The organism is Thalassolituus alkanivorans, assembly GCF_020447205.1.
In the GTDB taxonomy this organism is placed as follows: Bacteria; Pseudomonadota; Gammaproteobacteria; order Pseudomonadales; family Oceanobacteraceae; genus Venatoribacter; species Venatoribacter alkanivorans.
Map to the genome: position 1 here is coordinate 44,404 of NZ_JAJAEL010000011.1, position 23,612 is coordinate 68,015.

A 23,612-nucleotide genomic window follows, 5' to 3' on the forward strand; every position below is an offset into this window, starting at 1 on the left:
TTTTATGCCTCGTCTGTTTCTCGTTTTTACAAGTCTTACCTCCGCTTGCCTGTCCGTTGAGGCACTCGCTCATTCCGCCGAACTTGATACTGTTGTTGTCAGCAGTGCCGGACAGAATTCAATCTACGATGTTGCCCAGCCTGCGACCGTTCTTAATAAAGACGCGATCAACGGCAACCCGGGTGACACTCTCGGTACATTACTCGACAGCACACCAGGTATTGCCAACGCCTCCTTTGGGCCCGGCGTTGGCAGGCCGGTTATTCGCGGTATGAGCGGCAGCCGGGTAAAAATCCTGCAAAATGGCAGTGACAGTGCCGACTTATCCGCCATGAGTTCCGACCACTCACCCATGGCAGAAGCCAGCTCCGCAGAACAGATTGAAGTGATCTACGGTCCGGCCACCCTGATGTACGGTGGTGGTGCCATTGGCGGCGTGGTTAACCTGATTGACCGCCGCATCCATGAACAACCAGGCTCAGGCCTGAGCGGCGGGCTGAATATTAAAGGCAGTAGCAACGACAGCGGCCATAGCACCGATGGCTTAATGGATACAAGCCGTGGCAACTGGACACTGCACCTTGACGGTTTTCAACGCAGTGCCGCTGATTACTCCAGCGGCGAGCGCGGCGACATTCCCGCCGCCAACAACAGTGGCCGCATTGCCAACAGCGACAGCGAAGGTTCAGGTGGTGCTGTTGCGCTGAGCTGGGCGGATGGTAAACGGGGCTTTATCGGCGCCAGTATCAGCACTCTGGAATATGACTACGGCGTGCCCAATACCGATGGCGAGCCTTTCCGGGTTAAGCCCAAGCAAGTCCGTTATGACCTGAAAGGTGCCTGGCGTCCTGACCCGTCCAGCGCTTTCAGCTGGCTGGATGAATGGCGCACCGAGCTGTCATTCAACGATTATGAACACGCAGAAACCGGGGCCAGAAATGATATTCCCGGTGCCGCCACGGTGGATATCGGCCTGTTTGATCAGGAAAGCTGGGAGCTGCAAAGCCGTATGCGCCATGCGGCATTCGGCCAATGGCAGGGAACCTTTGGCCTGCAGATGAAATATCAGAAACTGGCCTTGTGCCATAATCACAGCGGCTGCAGCGGCATCCCTTCGTTTGCGGCAACCGCCTGGGACGGAGCAACCGGATTCAACCTGTTAAACCGTGAGCGCGGCGGCTTTCTGCATTCCCACTCAACGCCAATGCCCCTGAACGAAACCACGCAAACCGGTGTGTTTCTGGTTGAACAACGAGATTGGTCGCAGGGCACGCTGGAGCTTGGCGCACGCCTTGATTCTGTCAGTATCAGCTCAGACCCGGACCCGATTGACCCCAACTATCGCCAGCAACGCAGCTACTACAACGACAAAAATTTCAATCCGGCGACATTGTCGGCAGCCGGCACCTGGGTGCTGGATGAGCAACAGCGTCTGGGACTGAATCTGGCACGGGTACAACGCGCACCGGATGCCGCCGAGCTGTTCTGGAATGGTGATCACCATGCGACCTTCTCGTTCCAGCTCGACAATCCCGACCTGAGCGTGGAAACCGCCTGGACAGTGGATATTAACTGGCTGCGTGAAAGCGAACATGACCGCGTAAAAATCGCCCTGTTCCACTACCGTTTTCAGGATTACATCTACAACGAGCTGAAAGATTTCACCGACCCCTTCCACGATAATAATGTGTATCGTCAGGAGCAGGACGATGCCCGTTTTCTCGGTGCGGAGTTCAGCTGGCAGCACAACATTGACGAACTCTGGCATCTGGATATCAATGCCGATGTGGTTCAGGCGCGTCTGCGTAACGGTGATCATCTGCCACGAACGCCACCGGCCAGTGCCCTGTTTGCCATCAACCGGGAAAGCGGGCACCTGCTGATGCGCCTGGAAGGACAGGCAACAGCCAGCCAGAAGCGCACCGCCGCCAACGAAGACCCCAGCGACGGCTATACGCTGCTGAACGCCAGCCTCAGTTACCGCCAATTGTTCGCGCACAGCGAATTGCTCTGGCGCCTCGCCGCCAGTAACCTGACCGACCAATACGCCGTTAACCATGTGTCCTACCTGAAACATGCGGCCCCGCTTGCCGGGCGCAATATTCAGCTGGGGCTGAACTGGAGCTTCTGATCAACATGATCACAGCCGATCTTTCCGCAGATCAACCTGTCGCCGTACAGCCGGTGCTGGAAATCCGCCATCTGCTGCACGCCTGGCCGGATGCCCAATCCGGACAGGCAGAAACGCTGCTGGATATCCGCCATTTTCAATTGCAGGCCGGCGAGCGCTGTTTTCTGCATGGCCCGTCGGGCAGCGGTAAATCGACCCTGCTGAATATTATTGCCGGGCTCTGTCAGCCCAGTACCGGCGAGATTTGGCTGGCCGGTAAATCGCTGTGGCAACTGAGCGCACGTCAGCGCGACCACCTGCGTGCCAGCAAAACCGGAGTGATCAGCCAGACCTTTAACCTGCTGCCCTATCTGACGGTGAGCGAAAATCTGCAGCTGATGCAGAATTTTGCCGGGCAGCACAACGACCGCTACTGGCAGGGGTATCTGCTGCAACAACTGAACCTGAGCGAACAGGCTAACCAGACCGTGGCGCGACTGAGCGTTGGCCAGCAACAACGTGCCGCTATTGCCCGCGCACTGGTACACCGTCCGGCGCTGATCATCGCCGACGAGCCGACCTCGGCACTGGATAACGACAACAAAAATGCCTTTATGCGCCTGCTGCTGCAGGAGTGTTCCGCCAGCGGTGCCAGCCTGTTACTGGTCAGTCACGACCTCAGCCTGCAGCCGCATTTTGACCGGGTGCTGGATATCGCCAGCTGCAAGCCCGGTCAGCGCGCAACGCCGGTGTCAGAGAAGGAGCCACTGCCATGCTGATGCGTCTGGCCGTTAAAAGTCTGCTGCAGCGTAAACTGGCGGTGGCGCTGATTGTGCTGGCGATGAGCCTGAGCCTCGCCACCCTGTTACTGACCCGCAGTTTAAGCAGCGAGTTACGCAGCAGTTTCAGCAACAGCATCAGCGGCACCGACCTGATTGTGGCCGCCCGCAGCCATCCGCTGCAGGTGTTGCTGTATTCGGTATTCCGCATGGGCACGCCAACTCAGGCGATGTCGGCAGAGCGCTGGCATGAAATCGAACAACGGCCGCAAACCGCCTGGACCTTTCCCATCGTGCTCGGCGACTCCCATCAGGGCTATGCGGTGATCGGCACCAACGACGATTACTTCCGCCATTTCCGTTATGGCCGCCAGCAGGCTCTGCAATTAAGCAGCGCCCTGCCGGAAATCAACCTGCAGAAACCGCACTTTGCCGCACCGCTGCAGGTATTTATTGGTGCCACCGTGGCACGCGAGCGTGGCTATGCCGTGGGCGATCATCTGCACCTCAGCCACGGCAGCCATGGCCACAGCTTTATGCAACACAAAGAGGTGGATTTTGTGGTTGCCGGTATCCTGCAGCCAACCGGCACGCCGGTTGACCGCTCGCTGCATGTGCATCTGCAAACGCTGGAAGCGCTGCACGATCCGCAGCAGGCTCTGCGTCTGACAAACGCGGAATGGCAGGATCTGCCTGAGGCCGATGCAATCTCCGCGCTGTTTATCGGCCTGACCTCACGGCCGCTGTTATTTCAGCTACAGAACGTTTTAAACCAGCCCCATCAGGAACCGTTAACCGCGGTCATTCCCGGCGTTGCCCTGAGCGAATTCTGGCAATTGCTGGGTAATGCCGAACAACTGCTGCAGGCACTGAGCCTGCTGATGTTAATCACCAGCCTGCTCGGCTCGGTGGCTATGCTGCAGGTCACCGTGGCCGGACGACGTCAGGAAATTGCTCTGCTGCGTATTATTGGCGCCCGCCCGCTGTACCTCTTTGTGCTGCTGGAAACCGAGGTATTACTGCTGACGCTGCTCAGCTGGCTGCTGGCCCTGAGCATGGCCGCGGCGACTCAGTGGCTGGCCCAGCCGCTACTGGCCGAACATTACGGCCTGTTGATTGAACCACTGCTCAACCTGCAGGACGTCTGGTTCTACGCTGCGCTCAGTCTGGGCCTGGCACTGCTCGCCGGCCTGTTACCGGCGCTGTCGGCCTACCGCTTGTCGTTAACCACTCAACATTAAACTGCTCACATTAAACCGCGAGCATTAAACCGGCGACATCAGCCGGCTGGCCACTTCAGAGTGGTCAGTAAAGACAAGTGACTGACCGGCGCGAACCGGCAGCGCATCACCCAGGCTCCTACACTGAGGGATCAGCACAGGAGCTTATAATGACAATCAAACTTCCTTTCCCTGCTTTGCGCTTACGCAAACCCCGTGGCCAGCAATGCCTCAACGCCGGACTGCTGCTCAGCGCCGGTCTGTTACTGAGCGCCTGCGGCCAGTCCGATAACCAGATCAGCGTCAGCAGCGACGAACGCGCAGCTACCGCCACCACCATTGCCGCCAACCACCAGGTGGCAGAGCAACTGAACCTGAATGATCAGCAGGATTTTAACGACGCCCGCCGTGGCCTGATTGCCAGCCCGGAAAACCTGCAGGTTGCTTCGCTGGCCGACCCGGCGACAAAGGTCTGGGATATGCCCGCCTACGGTTTTGTACAGGGCGATGCGCCCGACAGCGTCAACCCCAGTCTGTGGCGTCAGGCGCAGCTGAATAATATTCATGGTTTATTTGAAGTAACGCCGGGCATTTATCAGCTGCGTGGCTTCGATTTATCCAATATGACGCTGATTAAAGGTGACAGTGGCTGGATTGTAATCGACCCGATCACCGCTAAAGAAACTGCACGCACCGCCTTTAATTTTGCCATGCAACAACTGGCAGAACGTTACCCGGGTAAACAGAATATCAGCGCTATTTTATTTACCCACAGCCATATCGACCACTTTGGTGGCGTGCTCGGCATTATCAGCCAGCAGGAAATTGAGCAGGGTGATATTCCGGTGATTGCACCGGCCGGATTTATGGAAGAGGCCACCAGCGAAAATATTATTGCCGGTACAGCCATGAGCCGCCGTGCGGTGTATATGTACGGTAAAAATCTGGCCCGCGATGAATTCGGCCATGTGGATTCCGGCTTAGGTAAAAGCCCGGCCTTTGGTGAGTTCAGTATTATTGAACCCAATCAGCTGGTCAGTGAAACCCCGACCGAGCTGACCATTGACGGTGTTCAGTTTCAGTTCCAGTACACCCCGGAATCCGAAGCACCGGCCGAGTTCACCTTTTATTTACCGCAATATAAAGCCTTCTGCGGTGGCGAAGTGGTATCGCGTAATATGCACAACCTCTACACCCTGCGCGGTGCCAAGGTACGCGATGCACTGAAATGGAGTGCCTATATTGAAGAAGCACGTAACCTGTTTGCCGATGCCGATATTTATTTCGCCAGCCACCACTGGCCGATGTGGGGCAAAGAGCGTATTCAGACCTTCCTGAAACAACAGCGCGATACCTACAAATTTATTCATGACCAGACCGTACGCCGTATGAACCAGGGCATGACACCGGGTGAAATTGCCGAAGATCTGGCCCTGCCCGAGTCCCTCGCCCAGGCCTTTTCCAGCCGGGGTTATTACGGCACGGTAAAACACAATGCACGTGCGGTTTACCAGGGCTATTTAGGCTGGTACGACGCCAACCCGGCCCGCCTTGATCCGCTGCCCGATCCGCAACGGGCCGCCGGTTATGTTGCTCTCGCCGGTGGTGCCGGAGCCCTGCTGGAAAAAGCACAAAGTGCGTTTGATGCCGGTAATTACCGCTGGAGTGCCGAGCTGCTCAACCATCTGGTGTTTGCTGAACCGGAAAACAGAGCCGCGCGTAAACTGCTGGCACGTAATTATGATCAGCTGGGTTATCAGGCCGAATCCGGTCCGTGGCGTGATGTGTATTTAACCGCGGCACTGGAATTACGCACCGGCACACCGGAAACCGGCATTAATATCGCCACCATGAAAGATATGCTGCTGCAGACGCCGGTGGCCAACTTCTTCGATACTCTGGCTGTACGCTTAAAAGCCGAAGATGCCGCCGATAAAAACTGGCGCATTAAAATTAACTTTACCGATCTGAATGAAAGCCATCTGCTGTGGGTTGAAAATGCCGTGCTGCATCATCGCCAGCTGAGCAAAGACACGCCGCTGGAAGGTGAAATCAACGCCAGCCTGAACCTGACTCACCCGCTGTTTATCAGCATGCTGATTGGTGAGGCCGGCTTAAAAGACACGCTGTTTTCCGATGACCTGAGCATTGATGGCAGCAAGATTGATCTGATGCGTTTTTTCAGTCTGTTTGAAAAGCCTGCAACATCGTTTGCGATTGTGTTGCCGGATTAAGGACTTCTTTCTTCTCGTTCCCATGCTCCGCGTGGGAACGCCCCGCTCCGTGGGGTAATGCAACAGCACCGGCAAGGGCTACCACGCAGAGCGTGGGAGCCAGATGGCAAGAGACTTTCTGCGAGGGTATTTTTTTACGCTCCGGCGCTTTTCTTTTCCTTACGGTATTGCCCCGGCGTCTGCTCAAACCAGCGCTGAAACGCGCGGTTAAAATTACTGCTGTCACTGAATCCCAGCCGTAATGCTATATCCGTTACCGGCACCGCTGTCTGTAGCAGGTAATGTACCGCCATTTCACGCCGAACTTCTTCCAATACCTGACGGAAACTGGTGCCTTCCTGTTGCAGATAACGTCGCAGCGTGCGTTCGCTCAGATTAAATACCTGTGCGGTATCGGCCAGCGTCGGTTCGCCCTGTTCCAGCACCGCCTGAATGCTGTTTTTTATCCGCTCGTGCCAGTTAAGGGCATTCATTTTTTGCAGGTATTGTTCAACCAGTGCTTCGTTGGCAGCAGCCAATTGTGAATCGCCGGGCAATGCCATTTTTATCAGCTGAGCACGTTCAAACCACAGGCAGTTGGTGGCCTGCTGAAAATTGACCGGGCACCGAAAAAATGTACTCCAGCGCTCGCCGCCTGCTGCGGGTAAAGACCGCATTAATTCAACATTCTGCACCAGCAGATTCTGCCCGGTTAATTGCCGGGCAAAGGTAACGATGGTGGCAAAAAAACCATCAACGGCAAGGGCGCTGATCGGCACTCCCGCCAGAGGATCAATGGCAAAACCGATACGGTGTGGCTGATGAATAACGCGGATATTAACGGTGTTGGAAATCATGGCGTGATAGCGCCCGATTTTTTCGATCACCTGCTGCATATTCTGGCAACTGATCATCAGCAAACCGAGGGCGCGAAAATGCATCGGCTGCACATAACGTGAAACTTCCAGGCCAAAAGCCGGATTCGCAGTAATCTGTTCCACCCGGTCCCAGAAGGCAGTCATGGTAGCAATGGCAACACGGCTGTCGGGATGCTGCTCCAGCTCCTGCAGGTTAAGGCCGACGTCCTGCAGCAAAGGCACAGGGTCGCGACCGGATTCCTGCAGGGCTTTGCAGATGGCCAGCGCCCAGGCAGCAATAGTGGAATAAGAAGGCTGATTCATGGCGAACCTGTATTGGGGCCTGTTAATACGCAGAGATCAGCCGGACGACATAACTCCGGCCAGAAAAGACTGCACAGCGGCCAATACCGTCTGGCTGTCTTCCAGTTGAGGATAATGACCAATACCCGGCAATTGCACAATGTTTTCCCCGCCCACCAGTTCACGGTAACGGGCCACCATATGCGCACCGGAAATAGGATCGGCAGAGCCATTAATCAGCGCCAGAGGTAGGCTGGTGTTCTGCAATGCACCGACCCAACGCTCACGGAATTGCCGCCGCTCACTCATATAACGGATCAGTTTATGAAAAACCCGCAGCCCCTGTTGCTGTGAAATCAATGTCCAGAAGCCCTGCAGTTCTTCATCGCTGAGTGGTTTCGCACAGATATGGGCAAAGGTTTTCTGCAGTTTTTTATAAGAATACAAACGGGCAAACAGTGGTCCCAGTGGACTGATCAGTAATTTCTGTACCAGCACCGGTTTGTGGGTTTCGGGAAACAGCCCGCCATTTAATAAAATACAGGCGCTTATGCTGCTTTTTTTGCTGCCGTTACTGGTGCCATGCTGATCAAGGTCACGGGCCAGTAATTCCTGTGCCACGGTATCGCCATAATCGTGTGCCAGAATGCTGTATTGCTGAATATTCAGATGTTGAAGCAGGGCCTGCTGTAAATCCGCCTGAAAGGCGATACGGTAATCGCCATTCTGCGGTTTGGCACTGAAACCAAAACCAAGCATATCCATCGTAATAACAAAATAGTTCTCGCTCAGCGCCTGCCACTGGTAACGCCAATCCCAGGAAGCAGTAGGAAAACCATGAATCAGCAGCAATGCTGGTTTTTTTTCATCGCCGGCGGTGCAGTAGAAAATATCCTGACCCAGTAAGGAAATACGTTTCCCCTGCTGTTGCCACTGGTTTAACGATGGTGCGTTGGCGCTCATAAAAACCCTTTTTTATTCTTATAAAAACAGAGCAGAGCTTAATTTCAGCCCTGCTCTTTGTTTCAGGGCCTGTTAACACCAATTAAACAGACCCTGGCAATAACCTTTCAGTGCACAGGTTTACTGCGCACAATATTACTGCGCATAAGGTGCCTGAATACGCTCCAGTTTACGCAATAATCCGGGCCATGCCAGTTTGCCACCGGCATTGCGGGTTACCTGCTGTGCAGCTTGTTTAATACCGGCCACAATGGCATCCGGTACCATAATTAATTCTCTGCCACCGGACTGCGCCAGTAACTGCACTTCGCAGGCACGCTGCAGAATAAACATATTCAGGAAGGCATCGGCAACGTTATCGGCACAGGTCAGTAAACCGTGATTACGCAGAATCATAAACTGGGTTTCACCCAGATCCGCTACTAAGCGGACTTTTTCTTCCGGATTTAATGCCACGCCTTCATAAGCGTGATAGCTCAGGCCGGACAACGGAAACAGCGATTGCTGGGAGATTGCCAGCAGGCCGTCTTTCTGTGCCGAAACTGCCACACCTTCTTTGGTGTGTAAATGGATCACGCACTTAGCATCATCACGGGCTTCATGTACCGCACTGTGAATGGTGAAACCGGCCGGGTTAATTTCATATTCCGACGGCATCACTTTATTGCCCTGCAGATCCACCTTAACCAGACTGGACGCCGATACTTCGTCAAACATCATTCCGTAAGGGTTAATCAGAAAATGATGCTCCGGACCGGGAACACGGGCAGAGATATGGGTAAAAATCAGATCGTCCCAACCATAATGGGCGACCAGGTTATAACAGGCGGCCAGATCAACCCGCATCTGCCATTCTTCGGCGGATACCTGTTCACGGACGCTGACGGCGTTTTGCTTGGTCATCTTAAACTCCTCTGGTTATTATTCTCACCAGCAACATACCCCGCCTGAGCGGCAAACTCTGTAAATTTTTGGACAATCCTGTGCCTGACAATCCGCCGTTATCCGCACCCGCCGAACCCTCCGTACAGCAGCGTCTGCAACTGCTGCGGCAAAGCTGGCTGGCCGAATTGCCGGACGCGGAGCTGGAACAACTGGCCCGTGCCAGTACCATTCTGCGTCTGAGCACAGGCCAGCAGGTGCATGCCCGTGGCGATCTGGCGAAAGGCTATATGGGGGTTATCAGCGGACGGCTGGGCGTCAGCACCCTGACCGATGACGGTAAAGTACTGACACTGGCCTATTTTTTACCCGGCGACTGGTTCGGAGAAATTTCTCTGATCGATGGACTACCACGCACCCACGACACCAGTGCGATGGAAGACAGCGAATTATTGCTGATCGCCGCAACGGATTTTCAGTCGTTGCTGCAGCGTTATCCGCAATTATGGCCGACGCTGGCAAAACACTTATGCCAGCGTTTGCGCCTGCTGATGGACGCGGTTGAAGAAGCCACCCTGCTGCCAATGCCGGCGCGGCTGGCGCGTAAATTATTGCAGTTACACCGTATGGATACCCGCCATTCGATGTCGCAGCAGGCGCTGGCAGAAATGATGGGTGTGTCGCGGCAGTCAGTCGCGCGGGTGCTGGCTCACTGGGTAAGCGCAGGCTGGATCAGCACACACTATAACCGCATTGATATTCTCGACAGCGGTGCTCTGGAGACAATTGCCGGCCCGGCCGGCGTACCGCGCTGAGCGGATGGTCAGCGCTGCTGTTCTGAGTGCGGAGCGGAATGAGGATGGGTATCTGATAACACCAGCGTTGGCTGGCGCAGAATATAAATACTGACCAGCGCACCGATGGCAGGCAGAATAATTTTAACCGGCAGGCGATCCACCAGCACAAAAGCCGTCAGCAGCATGGTGCTCCACATCAGCAACAGCGTATAGATTTTGGCGCGCAGCGGAATACCTTTACCATCAAGGTAATAAATCACATAACGGCCCAGCTTCGGATGCCGGATCAGCCATAAGTAAAAACGTGGTGATGTGCGCAGAAAACAGGCGGCGGCCAACAACAGGAAAGGCGTTGTCGGCAACAACGGCAGAAAAATCCCCAAAACTCCCAGCAATACACTGAGCCAACCGCAGCCAAGCACCAGCGCCCGCAGCAGCGGCTGACGTATCGCTTTTTTTTCTGCCAGCTGCGAATGCAGTTCTGCATCCGCGTCTGTCAGAGTGGCATCCGCTGTGTGAACGGATGGCTGCGGTTTATCCTGCATGCTTTTCCTGTGTCAGTTGTCGTATCAGTGCAAACGTACCCGGTATTGATAATCGAAGTATGGCTGAAGATTGCCCAGCGTGGGATTCATACTGCCATTCAAAGTCAGACGGAAATGAGTAATCGCCGGATCAAAACCATCGGCACCTGCAACAGGGGTATGGCCAAAGGTGTTACCACCATCACTGGAGAAATCCAGACTGTCTGTTGTACTGCTCAGACTGTCAAAAGTAAACGTCAGTCCGGTACGGTTATTACCGCTGCCATTAACAAAAGTGACCGGGCTGATGGTGCTGTCGGTACCCACATAAAACTCTGAGTCAGCGGCAATAGCCTGCACCAGCACGGTGCTGTCCGGATCAGAACTCAGTGTACCGGCATTACTGGCCCGTACCGAGTAATCAATCACAGCACCAGGAATGGCTTTCGGATTACTGCTGCCATTAACCGGATCAGAAATCACCTGCGCGGTGCTGTTCAGCTGCAGATCATACACGCCACTGCACTGCGAAAAACTGGCTGCCGGAATAATCTGGTAAGCTCCCGTTGTTGTGCTGCTCCAGTAGGCGCGGTACACATCGCCACCAGCATATTCCTGATGGCGGAATTCAAATTTATGATAACCACGGGCCAGACCCAGACGGACATCATTGCTGGTATTCGGGCCATTATTTGCCCCATGAGCACCGTACCAGCTAACGCGCACTGTATCGTTCAGCCGCAGTTCAACCGCATCATCACCATCCAGCGCCAGCCACCAGTCGCCATCAGTCGGCACATATAAATAACCATCAAAAATCGTCAGATAATACTCATCACCGCGGTTATCAAACGGATTGCCTGAGCCATCGACCTGACTGAATATGGTTTGCCCGTCCAGATAGGTTTCGTTGGCAAAGGTATCCACCATCGTCTGAAACTGGCTGGCGCTGGTCGGGTAATTAACGCTGCTGCTCTGGGTATTAAAAAAACGTGTCCATAATCCGGACGAGGCTGCACAGCTGCGTCCCGCTGGCAGAATCAATGTACGTACGGCAACAGAGCCTGATACCGTGTTATTCGCCGTATTAAAATCATATGCTTTACCGTCAACTGTGGCACTGAATCCGGCATTATTGGCTGAGCCGCTTTGTGCACTGATACCCAGAACCAAATCCGGATAATGATCCCCATTGCCCACCAGCTCTGAATAAGCACAGCTGATGCTGCCACTGCTGCCGGAACACGACCAGCTATTGCCCTGTACCTGCTCCAGCAATAAACCAGAATCCAGATTAAGCGTCAGAGCCGTATCAGACGGAGCGTTATCCGGCCCATTGTTGACAACAGACAAGATCAATTCACGGGGGCTGTTACGCACCCAAAGCGCCGGAGCTGTAGCGGTAACAGATAAATCCGCACTGCAGCTTTCATGAGCACCAAAGGTAATCGTTGGCAGAGCAACCGGGCAAGAACGTGAGCGAATATCAATATCGCTGGTGCGGAAAGTTGTCCAGCTCCCCCAAGGCTTACGGAACTGTACGGTAATACCACCATCACAACAGTCTTCGGCGCCAATAATTTCCAGTTTATGATAGCCCTCTGACAAGCTGATGCTGCCTTCAAGAGTCTGACTGGTATTACCCCAGTTATTATTCCACCATAAGTTTGCATTCCATTGCTCTTCAAGCCTTGTACCATTCACATATAAACCGCCGCCACGACCAAAGTCAGCACCATAACGAAAACGCCAGGTTCCGGCTTCATTAGCACGTACCTGAAAATAGCTTTCGGAATAGGCAATAAAGTTGCCATCCTGGCCACCAGGGAAGCTGCTGCTGTTACTGATATTGGTAAAATCAGTAATAAATTTACAACCATAACCACTGACATTATCACTGGCGGCGTTAAATAAACTGAAAGCCTGGTTTTTACTCGAAGGGTCGGCGGTTACCCGGCGGGTATGAAATTTAATACCCGGATAAGTAAATACGGGCGGAACCTGCGTCTGATTTGATGCTGCTGCATTACCATAGTAGAGATAGACAGAACGGTTCTGACTGGCAACCAGAGATGGAAAACGAACCCAGATACTGGCGGTTTTACTGGCCTGATTCCAGCTGTCAATCCAGAAATCCAGCGCAGTATTATCATCGCTATCGATAATGCGTAAATCGTAACCATTACTGGTCCATTGATAATCAGGATGCAGATTGCTGCTGTTAATGGTCAGCAATACCTGGTAATCGGTCAGGGTTGTACCCGAGTTTTCCTGCACACTGAGTTGTGTACGGTAAGGCCAGTCGCAAAGCAGTCCGGCATAACTGCTGTTTGCCACCATCAGTAAAACCCAGAACAACCCGCGCATTGTATTTTTCCTCCATTGACATGCGCGCATTGTACTGTAAAAGACCGATTGCGACCCCTGCCGGATTTTGTCAATGATCGCCTTTATTTGTCAGAATTTCCCTTTCAGCCGTAACCAGTTGTAACGTCCGGCATATACAGGCGTTCAGTCATCAGAAACGGCGGCTGAAACGGCGGCGATATTCGGTTGGTGTTAAGCCGGTTTTTTTGCGGAATAAACGCCGGAATGAACTGGCGTCTTCATAGCCCACATCATTCATCACCACATCCACTGTACGTTCAGTTTCTTCCAGTAATTTCTGCGCCGCTTCGATACGGATAGATTGCACATAGGTATTTGGTGGCATATCCAGCGCCGCATTAAAGCGACGGATAAGAGTACGCTTGGACACACTGAAACGGTCGGCCAGTTCATCCACGGTAAAATTACCGGCGTAGTGTTCTTCCAGCCAGGCCTGAACCTGTTTTACCAGATCATCTTTATGCGGTTTTGATAAACGCATCAGCGAATACGACAGCTGGCTGTCGCGACGATAATCGATCACAAAGGCTTTGGCAGTCTGAATGGCTGTTTCAAAACCAAAATTACGCTCAATAATATGCAGCCCAAGATCAAACCAGGCCAGACCGCCACCGGCACAATAAATATGATCATGGCGGGTAATCAGCTGATCAGCCTTAAGTTCTACCTGCGGGTAACGCTGTTCAAACAGATCTTTAAAACCCCAATGAGTGGTGGCCACTTTGCCGTTGAGAATGCCGGATTCGGCCAGTAAAAAATTACCGGTGCAATTACCGGCAATGGTCCAGCCGTGAGCATCGGCGCGGCGCAGCAGAGCCAGCAGCTGTGGATTCACACCTATCACATCCTCAACCGGGCCACCGATAGTCGGCACTACAATCACATCCACATCCTGCACATCGTCGTAACTCATATGTGCCAGCAGCTGAATGCCGTTAATGCAGCGGATAGGGCCGCCATCCGGGCTGGCAATGCGCACATTAAACAGGCGCTCCAGTTCCTGTCCCTGAATGCGGTTCCAGGTTACCCCTGCCAGACCAAAAAGATCGGCGACACCGGTCATGGCCGATGATAAGGCTTTATCAAAACCCGCGATCACTACATTAAGCATGGATGGCCCCCTTTAAAGTCTCTGCTGCACTGCACTCTGATACCTGTCATCTGCGAAATCAGGCTGACGGCATGGCTTATGTCACTATTAGCATCAAGTGTGGCTATATTGACGATTATCCGGCGGCATGACAAGCCTGATACTGGTGAAATACGTCATAGAACTCATGATTCACTTTCTATTAACCCTGCGGGGAGCCAAACCGTGTCAAAACTTATTAATCAGAAAGATCTGGAATTTCTGCTGTATCAGGTATTTCAGGCTGAGCAGCTGACCGAACTGCCACATTACAGTGAACACGACCGCACCACCTTCGATGGCATTCTGAATACCTCAAGCCGCATTGCCGAAGATTACTTTGCCCCGCATAACGCCAAAGCGGACGAACACGAGCCGCAATTCGACGGTGAAAAAGTCAGCACCATCCCGGAAGTAAAAGAAGCCTGGCAACACTTTGCCGACTCCGGTCTGCTGTGCGCCCGCCATCGTTATGAAGACGGTGGCATGCAGTTACCCTCACTGCTGCATATGGCCGCCAACGCTTACTTTATGTCGGCCAATCCTTCCACTGCTGGTTACCCCTTCTTAACCAGCGCCGCCGCCAATGTGATCCATGCCTTTGGCAGCGATGAACAGAAAGCCACCTTTGTACCGCACATGTTCAGCGGCCGTTTTGCCGGCACTATGGCGCTGACCGAACCGGATGTTGGCTCATCATTGGGCGATCTGACTACCCGCGCACTGCCAGCAGATGACGGCAGCTACCGCATTAAAGGTCAGAAGATGTATATCTCCGGCGGCGATCAGGACATCACCGAAAATATCGTGCACTTAGTGCTGGCCCGTATTCAGGGCGCGCCACAGGGTGTTAAAGGTATTTCGTTGTTTATCGTGCCGAAATTCCACACCCGTGCCGATGGTTCGCTGGGCCCACGCAACGATGTGCAGCTGGCCGGTCTGCTGCACAAAATGGGCTACCGTGGCACGACCTCCACCGTTTTAAGCTTTGGCGAAAAAGACGACTGCCACGGCTACCTGATCGGCGAAGCCGGTAAGGGCCTGATGTACATGTTCAAGATGATGAACGAAGCGCGCATCGGGGTTGGCCTGGGGGCCGCCATGATCGGTTACCGCGGTTATCTCGAATCCCTCGACTACGCCCGTAACCGTCCGCAGGGCCGTTCTCCGGCAGAGAAAGATCCGCTCAGCAAACCGCTGAATATCGTTGAACACACCGATGTAAAACGCATGTTGCTGGCCCAGAAATCCTACGTCGAAGGGTCGCTGGCGCTCTGTCTTCTGGCCGCCCGCTTAGTGGATGAACAGGAAGCCGGAGAAAACGCCGACAGCGGCATTCTGCTCGATTTATTAACGCCGGTGGTGAAATCCTTCCCGTCGTTTTACGGACCACGCGCCAACGATCTGGCCATTCAGGTGTTGGGCGGCGCCGGTTATACCCGCGAATATCCGGTCGAGCAGTGCTACCGCGACAACCGCTTAAATCCGATTCACGAAGGCACCCACGGTATTCAGTCGCTGGATTTACTCGGCCGCAAACTGTGGCAGCACAATGGCAAAGGCCAGCAGCTGTTGATGGCACGGGTACAGGCCACGCTGAAATCCGCTCAGGGTAAAGAGCAACTCAGCGAGCTGACCGCCAGCTATCAGAAACACCTGAACACCCTGCTGCAAACCACCATGGCGCTGGGCAAAGCCCTGCAGAGCGGCCAGGTCAGTGCGGCGCTGGGCAACTCGGCGCTGTATCTCGACATGATGGGCAAGATGGTGATCGGCTGGCTGTGGCTGGAAATGGCCGACAAGGCTATCGACACCTTTGGCGCTTCGGCGGCAGAAGACGACCAGCAGTTCCTCGCCGGCAAACTGCAGGCTGCACGCTACTTTATCCGCTGGGAACTGCCGGAAATTGAGCATCAGGCCAAACTGTTAGCCGGATTTGACGATACCTGCACCACCATGAACCCGGACTGGTTTTAATCAGCAACTGCACAGGACAACACACCATGACTGCCAAAGTACTCGTTGAAGCCAGTGAGCATATCCTCACCATCACCTTTAACCGTGCCGACAAACTGAACGCCCTCGACCCGGAGAGTTACCATCTGCTGGCACAGGCGCTGCACCGCCTGCAACACGACGATGACTTACGCGTCGGTGTGATTCTGGCCGATGGCAAACACTTCACCGCCGGTCTGGAGCTGGATAAATGGGCCCCGATCTTTGCTCAGGGCGGCGCCCCGCAGATGGCCGCAGGCGAAATTGACCCCTACGGTATTTCCGGCGAAACCCTGAGTAAGCCACTGATCATTGCCGTGCATGGTTTGTGCTACACCTCCGGTCTGGAGTTGTTGCTCAATACCGATATCCGCCTCGGCACCGCCGATACCCGCTTTGCCCAACTGGAAGTACAGCGTGGTATCTACCCCTGCGGCGGCGGTACGGTGCGCCTGCCGGAAGAAATCGGCTGGGCACGGGCACAGCGTTATCTGCTGACCGGTGATGAATTCAGCGGCCAGCAGGCCTACGACTGGGGCATGCTGACCGAACTCTGTGAATTCAGCCAGCTGCACAGCCGTGCCCGTGAACTGGCACAGAAAGTGGCCGCCGCGGCCCCGCTGGGTGTGCGCGCCGCGCTGAAATCATCAAAAACCGCGCGTCTGCACGGTGATACCGCTGCACTGAGCACCGTCTTCGGCGATATGGGTAAGGTGCTGAAGAGTGACGATGCCGCCGAAGGCGTACGTTCATTTATGGAACGCCGCGCGGCAAAGTTCAGCGGTCGCTGAAACAGCAACAGCGCCACAGGAAAAACCGTGATGACGGCGGTTTTTCCTGTTTTTTCATCAGGTTAAGCAGCCCAAGAGGACAAATCGGGCAAACCGGACGCAGAGATCAGATCAGAAACTATACTGATTTGGTATGACCACGCCTTCCGGAGCCTTGCATGAAATCCTTACCCCTTAAAACCAAGCTGTTTGCCATCACGCTGTCAGCCATTCTGTTGCTGGCCGCCGCCCTGACCTGGCGCAGTTATCAGGGCATCAGTTCGCTCAGCGAACAACTGCAGGAGCACAGTGAAAAAAATCTGACCGAGGCCGTTATTACCCAACTGCAGACCAAAACCCAGGCCTATGGCGAGCAGATCAGTAACTACATCAACGCCGCCTACCGCATTCCTATGACAATGGCTGCCGCCATTAAAACCGCGATTGAAAATGGTGATGGCAGCCGCGCTCAGGTCAGCGCAATGATGGGGGCCGCACTCGCAGCCAATAAGGATGTCAGCTCCACATACGCCCAGTTCGAGCGTAACGGCTTCGATGGTCGTGACAGCGAGTTCGTCGACTCAGGCCTGATTTACAACGCCGAACGCACCGGCTCACTGGAAATCTACTGGATCCGCAATCAGTCCGGTCAGGTCGAACAGCAGAAAGTCGACGATCCGGACGAAAAATACCTCGATGCCCGTAATGAATTCGGCATCCGTCAATCCGAGTGGTATCTCTGCAGCCGCGATAAAAAAGTTCCCTGCCTGATGGAACCCTACCTGTATGAGATCAGCCCCGGCTATGAAGAACTGATGACCAGTCTCACCGCGCCGATTATCGCCAATGGTACTTTCCGCGGCATTGCCGGTGTCGACGTTAACCTGCCCATTTTCCAGAAACTGGTGGATGAACTGAGCCAGTCGCTCTACAGCGGCAAAGCCCGGGTAACATTACTCAGTGAAATAGGTCTGGTGGTCGCCTCAAGCCACTACAAAGATAAGCTGATGCGGCCTTTAAAAGAGTCTCTGCCGGAAAGAGGCGATACGCTGAGCAAACTGCATAAAGGCGACGGTCTGCTGAGCGGAAAAGATAACCTGTATGTTGCCCGTGGGCTGAAAATTCCGGCCTCCAACAGTGAGTGGTCACTGCTGATCGAACTGCCGCTGAACGTTGCCCTCGCCGATCTTGAAACCCTGAAAGCGCTGGTCGCCGATGAAAAAACCTCAGTACTCAGCAGCCAGCTGCTGTTGGCGCTGATTCTCGCCGGGGCCGCTCTGGTTGCCATAACCCTGTTGATTCAGTCCATTACCAAACCCCTGGAAGTACTGAATAAACAGGTCGAGCAACTGTCCAGCGCCGATGGCGATCTTTCCCAGCGTCTGCAACTTGATACCCACGCCGAACTGATCAGCCTGAGTGGCGGCTTTAACCGTTTCCTCAGCAAACTGCGCGATCTGGTACTGGCGCTGAAAGAAGTCAGTCACGAAGTGCGCAGCGAGTCAGCCGAGAACCTGAAAATCAGCCAGAAAACCCGTAAAGCCACCGATCAGCAACAAAGTGAAATGGATAACGTGGTTACCGCGACTCAGGAAATGTCGGCAACAGCGCAGGAAGTATCACGCATTGCCTCCGACGTTGCGGTACGGGCCAACGATATCCATTCGACGGTCACTGCATCGCAGCGGAACCTGTCTTCCGCGGTAGATACGGTGCTGGAGCTGAGCGAAAACATGCATACCGCAAGCGAGTCGATCACCAAAGTATCTGCCCGCTCCGACGATATTAACCGCATCCTGGTGGTTATTGGCTCCATTGCCGAACAGACCAACCTGCTGGCACTGAACGCTGCCATTGAAGCCGCCCGTGCCGGTGAACAGGGACGTGGCTTTGCCGTGGTGGCCGATGAAGTACGTACCCTCGCCTCAAAAACCCAGGAATCGACCGAAGAAATTAACAATATGATTGGCAGCCTGCAGGGCGAGGTAAAAGCCGCCGTCAGCATTATTGACAGTGGCAGCCAGAAAGCCGGACTGGCGATGGAATCCACCCGCGAAGCCCATGGCTCTTTGCAAGAAGTAGTACAGGCGATCAGCGAAATTGCCGACCACATCCGTCAGGTAGCCACTGCAGCCGAAGAGCAAAGCTCGGTGAGCGGTGAAATTACCCGCAACCTCACCGTGATCGGTGATGCCACCACCATGCTGGCCGAACTGGCACAGGAAGCCAACCAGAGCAGCCATAACGTCACCGAACAGCTCGACCGTCTGGATAAACAACTGGGCGCATTGCGTACCTGAGTACAGACCTGCAACAGCCACAAGCCCTGCCAATCACCATTGGCGGGGCTTTTTTATCGGCCCCGCATGGATGGAAATGCCCGAACCCGGACTCTGCCTCCGCCCATGGCTGTGATAAACTGCGCGCCGCCGGCCACAGGCCAGCCTATCCTGATACAAACGACAGCATAATGCTGCCCCCGAAACACCTTGCCGCGGAATACCATCATGGCCGAACTCGGACGCTACAACACCCTGACCGTACTCGATGAACAGCCCCACGGCCTGTATCTGGATGACAACGACGGCGGCAAAATTCTGCTGCCGCGCAAACAAATTCCTGCCGGCACCCAAATCGGCGACAGTCTTAAAGTCTTTGTTTACCTTGATTCCGACGACCGTCCGATTGCCACCTGCCTGCGCCCTAAAGCACAGCTGCATCAGGTCGCCTGGCTGGAAGCCGTGGATGTAAATCAAACCGGAGCCTTTCTCGACTGGGGCCTGGCCAAAGACGTGTTTGTGCCCTTCGCCGAGCAAACCCACCGCATGGAAGCCGGTAAGTCCTACGCGGTCTATCTGTACCTCGATAACACCGACCGTATCGTTGCCAGCGCGCGCTTAAACCGTTTTATCAAAGACGAAGTCAAAGCCAACTGGCCCGGTGCTCCGGTACCGCTGGCCACCGGCGATAAAGTAAAATTACTGATCGCCCAGCGCACCGACATCGGCTACAAAGCCGTAGTCAACGACACCTATTGGGGTTTGCTGCACAACGACGATATCCGCAAAGCCATTCGTACCGGCCAGCGGGTTGAAGGCTATATCAAACGTCTGCGTGACGATCATAAACTCGATCTGATGCTGGAGCCGGTAGGCCATACCAAAGCCGACCCGCTGGCGAAAAAAATCCTGCAGAAAATGGAAGATAACCACGGCCTCTTAGGCCTCAGCGACCACTCTCCGGCAGAGCTGATCGAACTGCAGTTCGGGGTCAGCAAACGTACCTTTAAAATGGCCATCGGCAAACTGTATAAAGAACGCAAAATTGTGATCGAAGACAGTGGTATCCGTCTGGCAACAGAGGCTGACCAGAAAGCTGTGGTCAATAAAGACCTGAAAAAAGAAGCGAAAAAAGAGTCGGGTAAAGACGCCAGAAAACCGGCAAAAGAACAAAAAACATCTGCAGCAAAAACGCAGAAAACAGAAAAACCAGACACGAAGAAAACAGGTACAAAGAAAGAAGAAAGGAATCAGGACCAGGCGGATAAAAAACCGGCTGAGAAAAAATCAGCGCCTAAAGTGTACCGTAACCCAAAGACGAAAACGGAAAAAACACTGAGCCTGAAAAAGAAATCCTGAAGAACATATCCTGACAAAGCAGCAGGATAAAAAACGGCCGCGCATAACTCTGTTATCCGCGGCCGTTTTCGTTACAGCATCAGAAGTTATCAACCCCGAGCTGCTGTTCCAGATTATCCGCCATTGCGGCTACGCCATACAGCGTGGTACCGAATTCATCAGTATCCATTTCATCCAGCCACCAGTTGCCCATCGCCACCAAGTGACATCCGCCAACCTTGTCGATGGCCCAGGATGCACAGAGTGTACTGTCATTTTCACGCAACAATTTCAGTGCCATAGAAGCACCCAGTTGCTGATCCGGCATACCACTTAAATCCAGTACCGCCGAGGCAATTTCAACAATGTCTTTAGTACCGTCTTCGCTTGGGTGATGCAGCACCAGAACACGCTGTGAGCGCCCTTCGCCCATATCAAACATCGCGCTGATCATGCGCTCATTATCAATTTTCAGATTAATGCCAAGTTTGTCGGCGTGACCTGCAATGATTTCATGAAATTTGTTCGACATTTTAATCTCCTTTAAAACTCGTCCACGCCAAAACGACTTTCCATACGGTCTGCAACGGTTGATACGGCAGATACTGCCATCGCCATTTCTTTCAGATCCATAGTATCCAGCAGCATATCCACAACAGCGATCAGCAACTCATCTTCTTCACTGATGCGGGTAAATGCCCAGCGATAGTTAGCGGAGCGGCCATTCAGCTCCAGCAATTCGTTGAAGAAAGCTTTCTGATCGATATCAGATTCCTGGATGGTGCTCAGGCGAACAACCGGCGAAGAAATACATACAACTTCACTGCCATTACCCGCCTGCTGACGGTTAAAAAAGACCAGCTGTGAACGCCCGTCATCTTCAACAAACAGCATTTTAACCGAGGTTTCAGAGCGGACTTCAAAGTTCCAGCCAATCTCTTCACAGTAAGCAACAATCTTACTGGTGAACGGGTTTGGATATGGATTTGTGCTTCCATTCGATGTCATCAAGATTCTCCTTATTCGAGAAACATTAAAATTTGCTGAACAAAAGAAGGTTCAACATTCATAATTTTTGCCATTTCCGTGAGGGCATCCAGTTCACGATCATCAATATTCTGATCGGCTCTGGCGACCACAACCAGACGCTGAATAAAGGCGCAGCGGTTTGAAGCTCCCAGGGATAACAGCGGCTTTGAGCTCTCAATAAACTGTTCACGGGCAAGACCGATAGGATCTTCAGCCTGTTCCAGCAGCTGAATACCTTCGCGGTATATTTCTTCACCGGCCTGCTCGATCAGGTTTTCTGCTTCAGCATCGGCCAGATGTCCGTCCGCATAAGCCACCCAGGCGCCGCCCCAGAACATCGCCCGGTTATGCAGGGCCTGTTTCTCTTCATCGCTGACAGGCTCCATATACTCGAGTACTTTATGAATACCGTCATCAACATCGGCCAGCGTTTTATTCCCTGTTCCCTGTCCGGTTAAACGCTGAAACTCATCCGACTGGCTGTATAAATCAACGGCCATAATACGGATAGGGTTAAACGGATGGCTGGAATAACAATGGGATGTGTCTTCTGTGTTTTTTGATAACTCAGATAAATCCTGAATCTGCGCCGAGTACTCTTTCAGATCAAATTCAATAATCGGATGAGCAACACCGCAGGACAGCTTCAGGAAAGAACTGATGGCCGCTTCCGGGCTTTTACAGACAAACAGACCAGCGCGGTCAGCAGAGATTTCTGCGCGCCGGCTCCAGGACATCAGCTTCATGGCATCACTGGCATTCAGCGTGCCTTCTTCAAGAATTGCATGGGTCGGTAAAGCATAATGGCTGAATAAAGCATGACCCAGTTCATGGCCAACAACGAAGTTGATTTCGTCTTCATTCATTGAGGTTAACAGACCGGAACTGAAGGTCAGAATAATGTCATCGCCACCGGAGTAACTGCAGCTGGCATTAGGCTCAGGGCTGTTATAGATGTAGACCTCAACATTTTTATCGCCCAGATTCAGGGCTTCCTGTGCATTACGCACATACTTAAAAAGATCGGGCGCCAGTCTGGCCGTAACCCTCAGGCTGTGGCCAAGAAGACTGCGGCGATAGGAATCACGGCGGGCCTCTTTAATACGTTTTTCAGCCAGCACCTGAATTTTTTTATCAGCCAGCAGTTCATTAAAAAAACTGAGGTCAGACTGAAAGCGGATCGCATCCTCGACGTTCACTGATTGCACCTGCTTAACGTTCCAAGTTGTCAGAAAATCAGCCTGCAAAACTCACATCAACAACAGATTATTATTCCCGGCCGCTATCAGCGCACAGAGCAACCAGGAAAAGACAAACTGCTTATTGATGATATGGTTTATAAAACAGACTGAGCAGTAAGCGGCCATTCTAGACAGCCGATCCTTTCACATCAATTGATAAAGCGGTTAGAAACAATATGTTTTATTGTCAGAATCAGACTTACGTCTCAAAACGACAATCCATATATGCCGGTGGAATCCGCAGAAAAATACGCGCTAAGCCTGATCAGGCTGCTTCCTCTGCCCGGTTTTATCACAACAGAAGCTGCCCATATCTGTTCCGGCCTCGTCCGGAAGGATGAGACAGCGTCCCGGAAATGGCGCAAATCAACATGTCATTTTCTGTGTGGCGGCAAATAAGACTGGCTCCGATTGCCGGTTGACCCACTTTGACGGCGTGTTAGTCTGAGCGCGCCTGTCTCTGGTGCCGATGCTGTGAAACGAACCCTGCTTTCTCTGAACCATGTCCTGTTACTGACGATGCTGTTGCTTATCGGTCAGTCGGCTGCGCTATGGCATCAGACTCACTCAGAACAGCATCCCGCCGGTGAGCTGTGCAGTTACTGCCTGCAGGCATCCGACCTCAGCACACCCGGCCTGTCCGGCGTCAGTCCTGAAGCCCCCTGCATTCCTGGCCAGCACAGCACCATCTGTCCACCAGCGCCTGGCACTGCAACGACCGTTTTAACAGCTTCACAGGCACGCGCCCCACCCCGTTTTTCCTGAATCCGTTAAACCCAGAATCGTTACCGGTGT

Annotated in this window: 18 protein-coding genes; 9 read left to right on the forward strand and 9 right to left on the reverse strand. The window is 53.5% G+C overall.

The window, feature by feature from the left end; genetic code table 11:
* The first annotated feature begins 4 nt into the window (after nt 1-4).
* From LGT44_RS06880 to LGT44_RS06895, 4 genes are all read left to right on the forward strand, one after another.
* Nucleotides 5-2,131 carry a TonB-dependent receptor gene (locus tag LGT44_RS06880; protein WP_230330797.1) on the forward strand — a complete coding sequence of 709 codons (2,127 nt, stop codon included), beginning with the start codon at nt 5-7 and terminating at the stop codon, nt 2,129-2,131.
* A gap of 5 nt (nt 2,132-2,136) precedes the next feature.
* Nucleotides 2,137-2,889 (forward strand): ABC transporter ATP-binding protein, encoded by a 753-nt coding sequence (locus LGT44_RS06885; protein WP_230330798.1) that lies wholly within the window; start codon nt 2,137-2,139, stop codon nt 2,887-2,889.
* Nucleotides 2,883-4,130 carry an FtsX-like permease family protein gene (locus LGT44_RS06890; protein WP_230330799.1) on the forward strand — a complete coding sequence of 416 codons (1,248 nt, stop codon included), beginning with the start codon at nt 2,883-2,885 and terminating at the stop codon, nt 4,128-4,130. The genes LGT44_RS06885 and LGT44_RS06890 overlap by 7 nt, the downstream gene beginning before the upstream one ends.
* 149 nt (nt 4,131-4,279) lie before the next feature.
* The gene (locus tag LGT44_RS06895; RefSeq protein ID WP_230330800.1) at nt 4,280-6,343 is read left to right on the forward strand and encodes an alkyl/aryl-sulfatase; all 2,064 of its coding nucleotides are present in this window, start codon (nt 4,280-4,282) and stop codon (nt 6,341-6,343) included.
* Between the two features lie 134 nt (nt 6,344-6,477).
* Here LGT44_RS06895 and LGT44_RS06900 read toward each other — a convergent pair whose 3' ends face one another.
* From LGT44_RS06900 to LGT44_RS06910, 3 genes are all read right to left on the reverse strand, one after another.
* Nucleotides 6,478-7,503: an AraC family transcriptional regulator gene (locus tag LGT44_RS06900; protein ID WP_023010676.1), complete on the reverse strand. Its 1,026-nt coding sequence runs from the start codon at nt 7,501-7,503 to the stop codon at nt 6,478-6,480.
* Between the two features lie 36 nt (nt 7,504-7,539).
* Nucleotides 7,540-8,445: an alpha/beta fold hydrolase gene (locus LGT44_RS06905; protein ID WP_230330801.1), complete on the reverse strand. Its 906-nt coding sequence runs from the start codon at nt 8,443-8,445 to the stop codon at nt 7,540-7,542.
* A 135-nt stretch (nt 8,446-8,580) separates the two neighbouring features.
* Entirely contained in the window at nt 8,581-9,348 is a 768-nt protein-coding gene (locus LGT44_RS06910) for a class II aldolase/adducin family protein (protein WP_230330802.1), read from the reverse strand.
* A gap of 80 nt (nt 9,349-9,428) precedes the next feature.
* On the opposite strand from LGT44_RS06910, the gene LGT44_RS06915 reads away from it, so the two are divergent.
* Nucleotides 9,429-10,142, forward strand: coding sequence for a Crp/Fnr family transcriptional regulator (locus LGT44_RS06915; RefSeq protein ID WP_145469253.1), 714 nt, complete (start codon nt 9,429-9,431; stop codon nt 10,140-10,142).
* A gap of 8 nt (nt 10,143-10,150) precedes the next feature.
* On the opposite strand, the gene LGT44_RS06920 is transcribed toward LGT44_RS06915, so the two are convergent.
* The 3 genes from LGT44_RS06920 to LGT44_RS06930 form a co-directional block, all read right to left on the reverse strand.
* Nucleotides 10,151-10,669 carry a YbaN family protein gene (locus LGT44_RS06920; protein WP_145469252.1) on the reverse strand — a complete coding sequence of 173 codons (519 nt, stop codon included), beginning with the start codon at nt 10,667-10,669 and terminating at the stop codon, nt 10,151-10,153.
* Nucleotides 10,670-10,693: 24 nt separating this feature from the next.
* Complete coding sequence (locus LGT44_RS06925; RefSeq protein WP_230330803.1) at nt 10,694-13,015, reverse strand: CCXG family PEP-CTERM protein; 2,322 nt, start codon at nt 13,013-13,015, stop codon at nt 10,694-10,696.
* Nucleotides 13,016-13,166: 151 nt separating this feature from the next.
* Nucleotides 13,167-14,147: a GlxA family transcriptional regulator gene (locus LGT44_RS06930; RefSeq protein ID WP_145469250.1), complete on the reverse strand. Its 981-nt coding sequence runs from the start codon at nt 14,145-14,147 to the stop codon at nt 13,167-13,169.
* Between the two features lie 204 nt (nt 14,148-14,351).
* Here LGT44_RS06930 and LGT44_RS06935 point away from each other — a divergent pair, with 204 nt between their 5' ends.
* The 4 genes from LGT44_RS06935 to LGT44_RS06950 all read left to right on the forward strand — a co-directional run bounded on the left by LGT44_RS06935 (nt 14,352) and on the right by LGT44_RS06950 (nt 20,568).
* Nucleotides 14,352-16,142, forward strand: a complete 1,791-nt coding sequence (locus tag LGT44_RS06935; protein WP_230330804.1) for an acyl-CoA dehydrogenase — start codon at nt 14,352-14,354, stop codon at nt 16,140-16,142.
* A gap of 26 nt (nt 16,143-16,168) precedes the next feature.
* Complete coding sequence (locus tag LGT44_RS06940) at nt 16,169-16,951, forward strand: crotonase/enoyl-CoA hydratase family protein (RefSeq protein ID WP_230330805.1); 783 nt, start codon at nt 16,169-16,171, stop codon at nt 16,949-16,951.
* A gap of 158 nt (nt 16,952-17,109) precedes the next feature.
* Complete coding sequence (locus tag LGT44_RS06945) at nt 17,110-19,230, forward strand: methyl-accepting chemotaxis protein (RefSeq protein WP_230330806.1); 2,121 nt, start codon at nt 17,110-17,112, stop codon at nt 19,228-19,230.
* Nucleotides 19,231-19,437: 207 nt separating this feature from the next.
* Nucleotides 19,438-20,568: a CvfB family protein gene (locus LGT44_RS06950; RefSeq protein WP_225691581.1), complete on the forward strand. Its 1,131-nt coding sequence runs from the start codon at nt 19,438-19,440 to the stop codon at nt 20,566-20,568.
* Between the two features lie 79 nt (nt 20,569-20,647).
* Here the strand turns inward: LGT44_RS06950 and LGT44_RS06955 are convergent, their stop codons facing one another.
* Genes LGT44_RS06955 through LGT44_RS06965 form a run of 3 tightly spaced genes read right to left on the reverse strand, consistent with a single transcriptional unit; the run spans nt 20,648 to nt 22,775 of the window.
* Nucleotides 20,648-21,079: a hypothetical protein gene (locus tag LGT44_RS06955; protein WP_145469245.1), complete on the reverse strand. Its 432-nt coding sequence runs from the start codon at nt 21,077-21,079 to the stop codon at nt 20,648-20,650.
* 11 nt (nt 21,080-21,090) lie between these two features.
* Complete coding sequence (locus tag LGT44_RS06960; protein WP_145469244.1) at nt 21,091-21,555, reverse strand: type III secretion system chaperone family protein; 465 nt, start codon at nt 21,553-21,555, stop codon at nt 21,091-21,093.
* A gap of 11 nt (nt 21,556-21,566) precedes the next feature.
* Nucleotides 21,567-22,775 carry a M48 family metallopeptidase gene (locus LGT44_RS06965; RefSeq protein ID WP_186435925.1) on the reverse strand — a complete coding sequence of 403 codons (1,209 nt, stop codon included), beginning with the start codon at nt 22,773-22,775 and terminating at the stop codon, nt 21,567-21,569.
* Nucleotides 22,776-23,612: the final 837 nt, after the last annotated feature.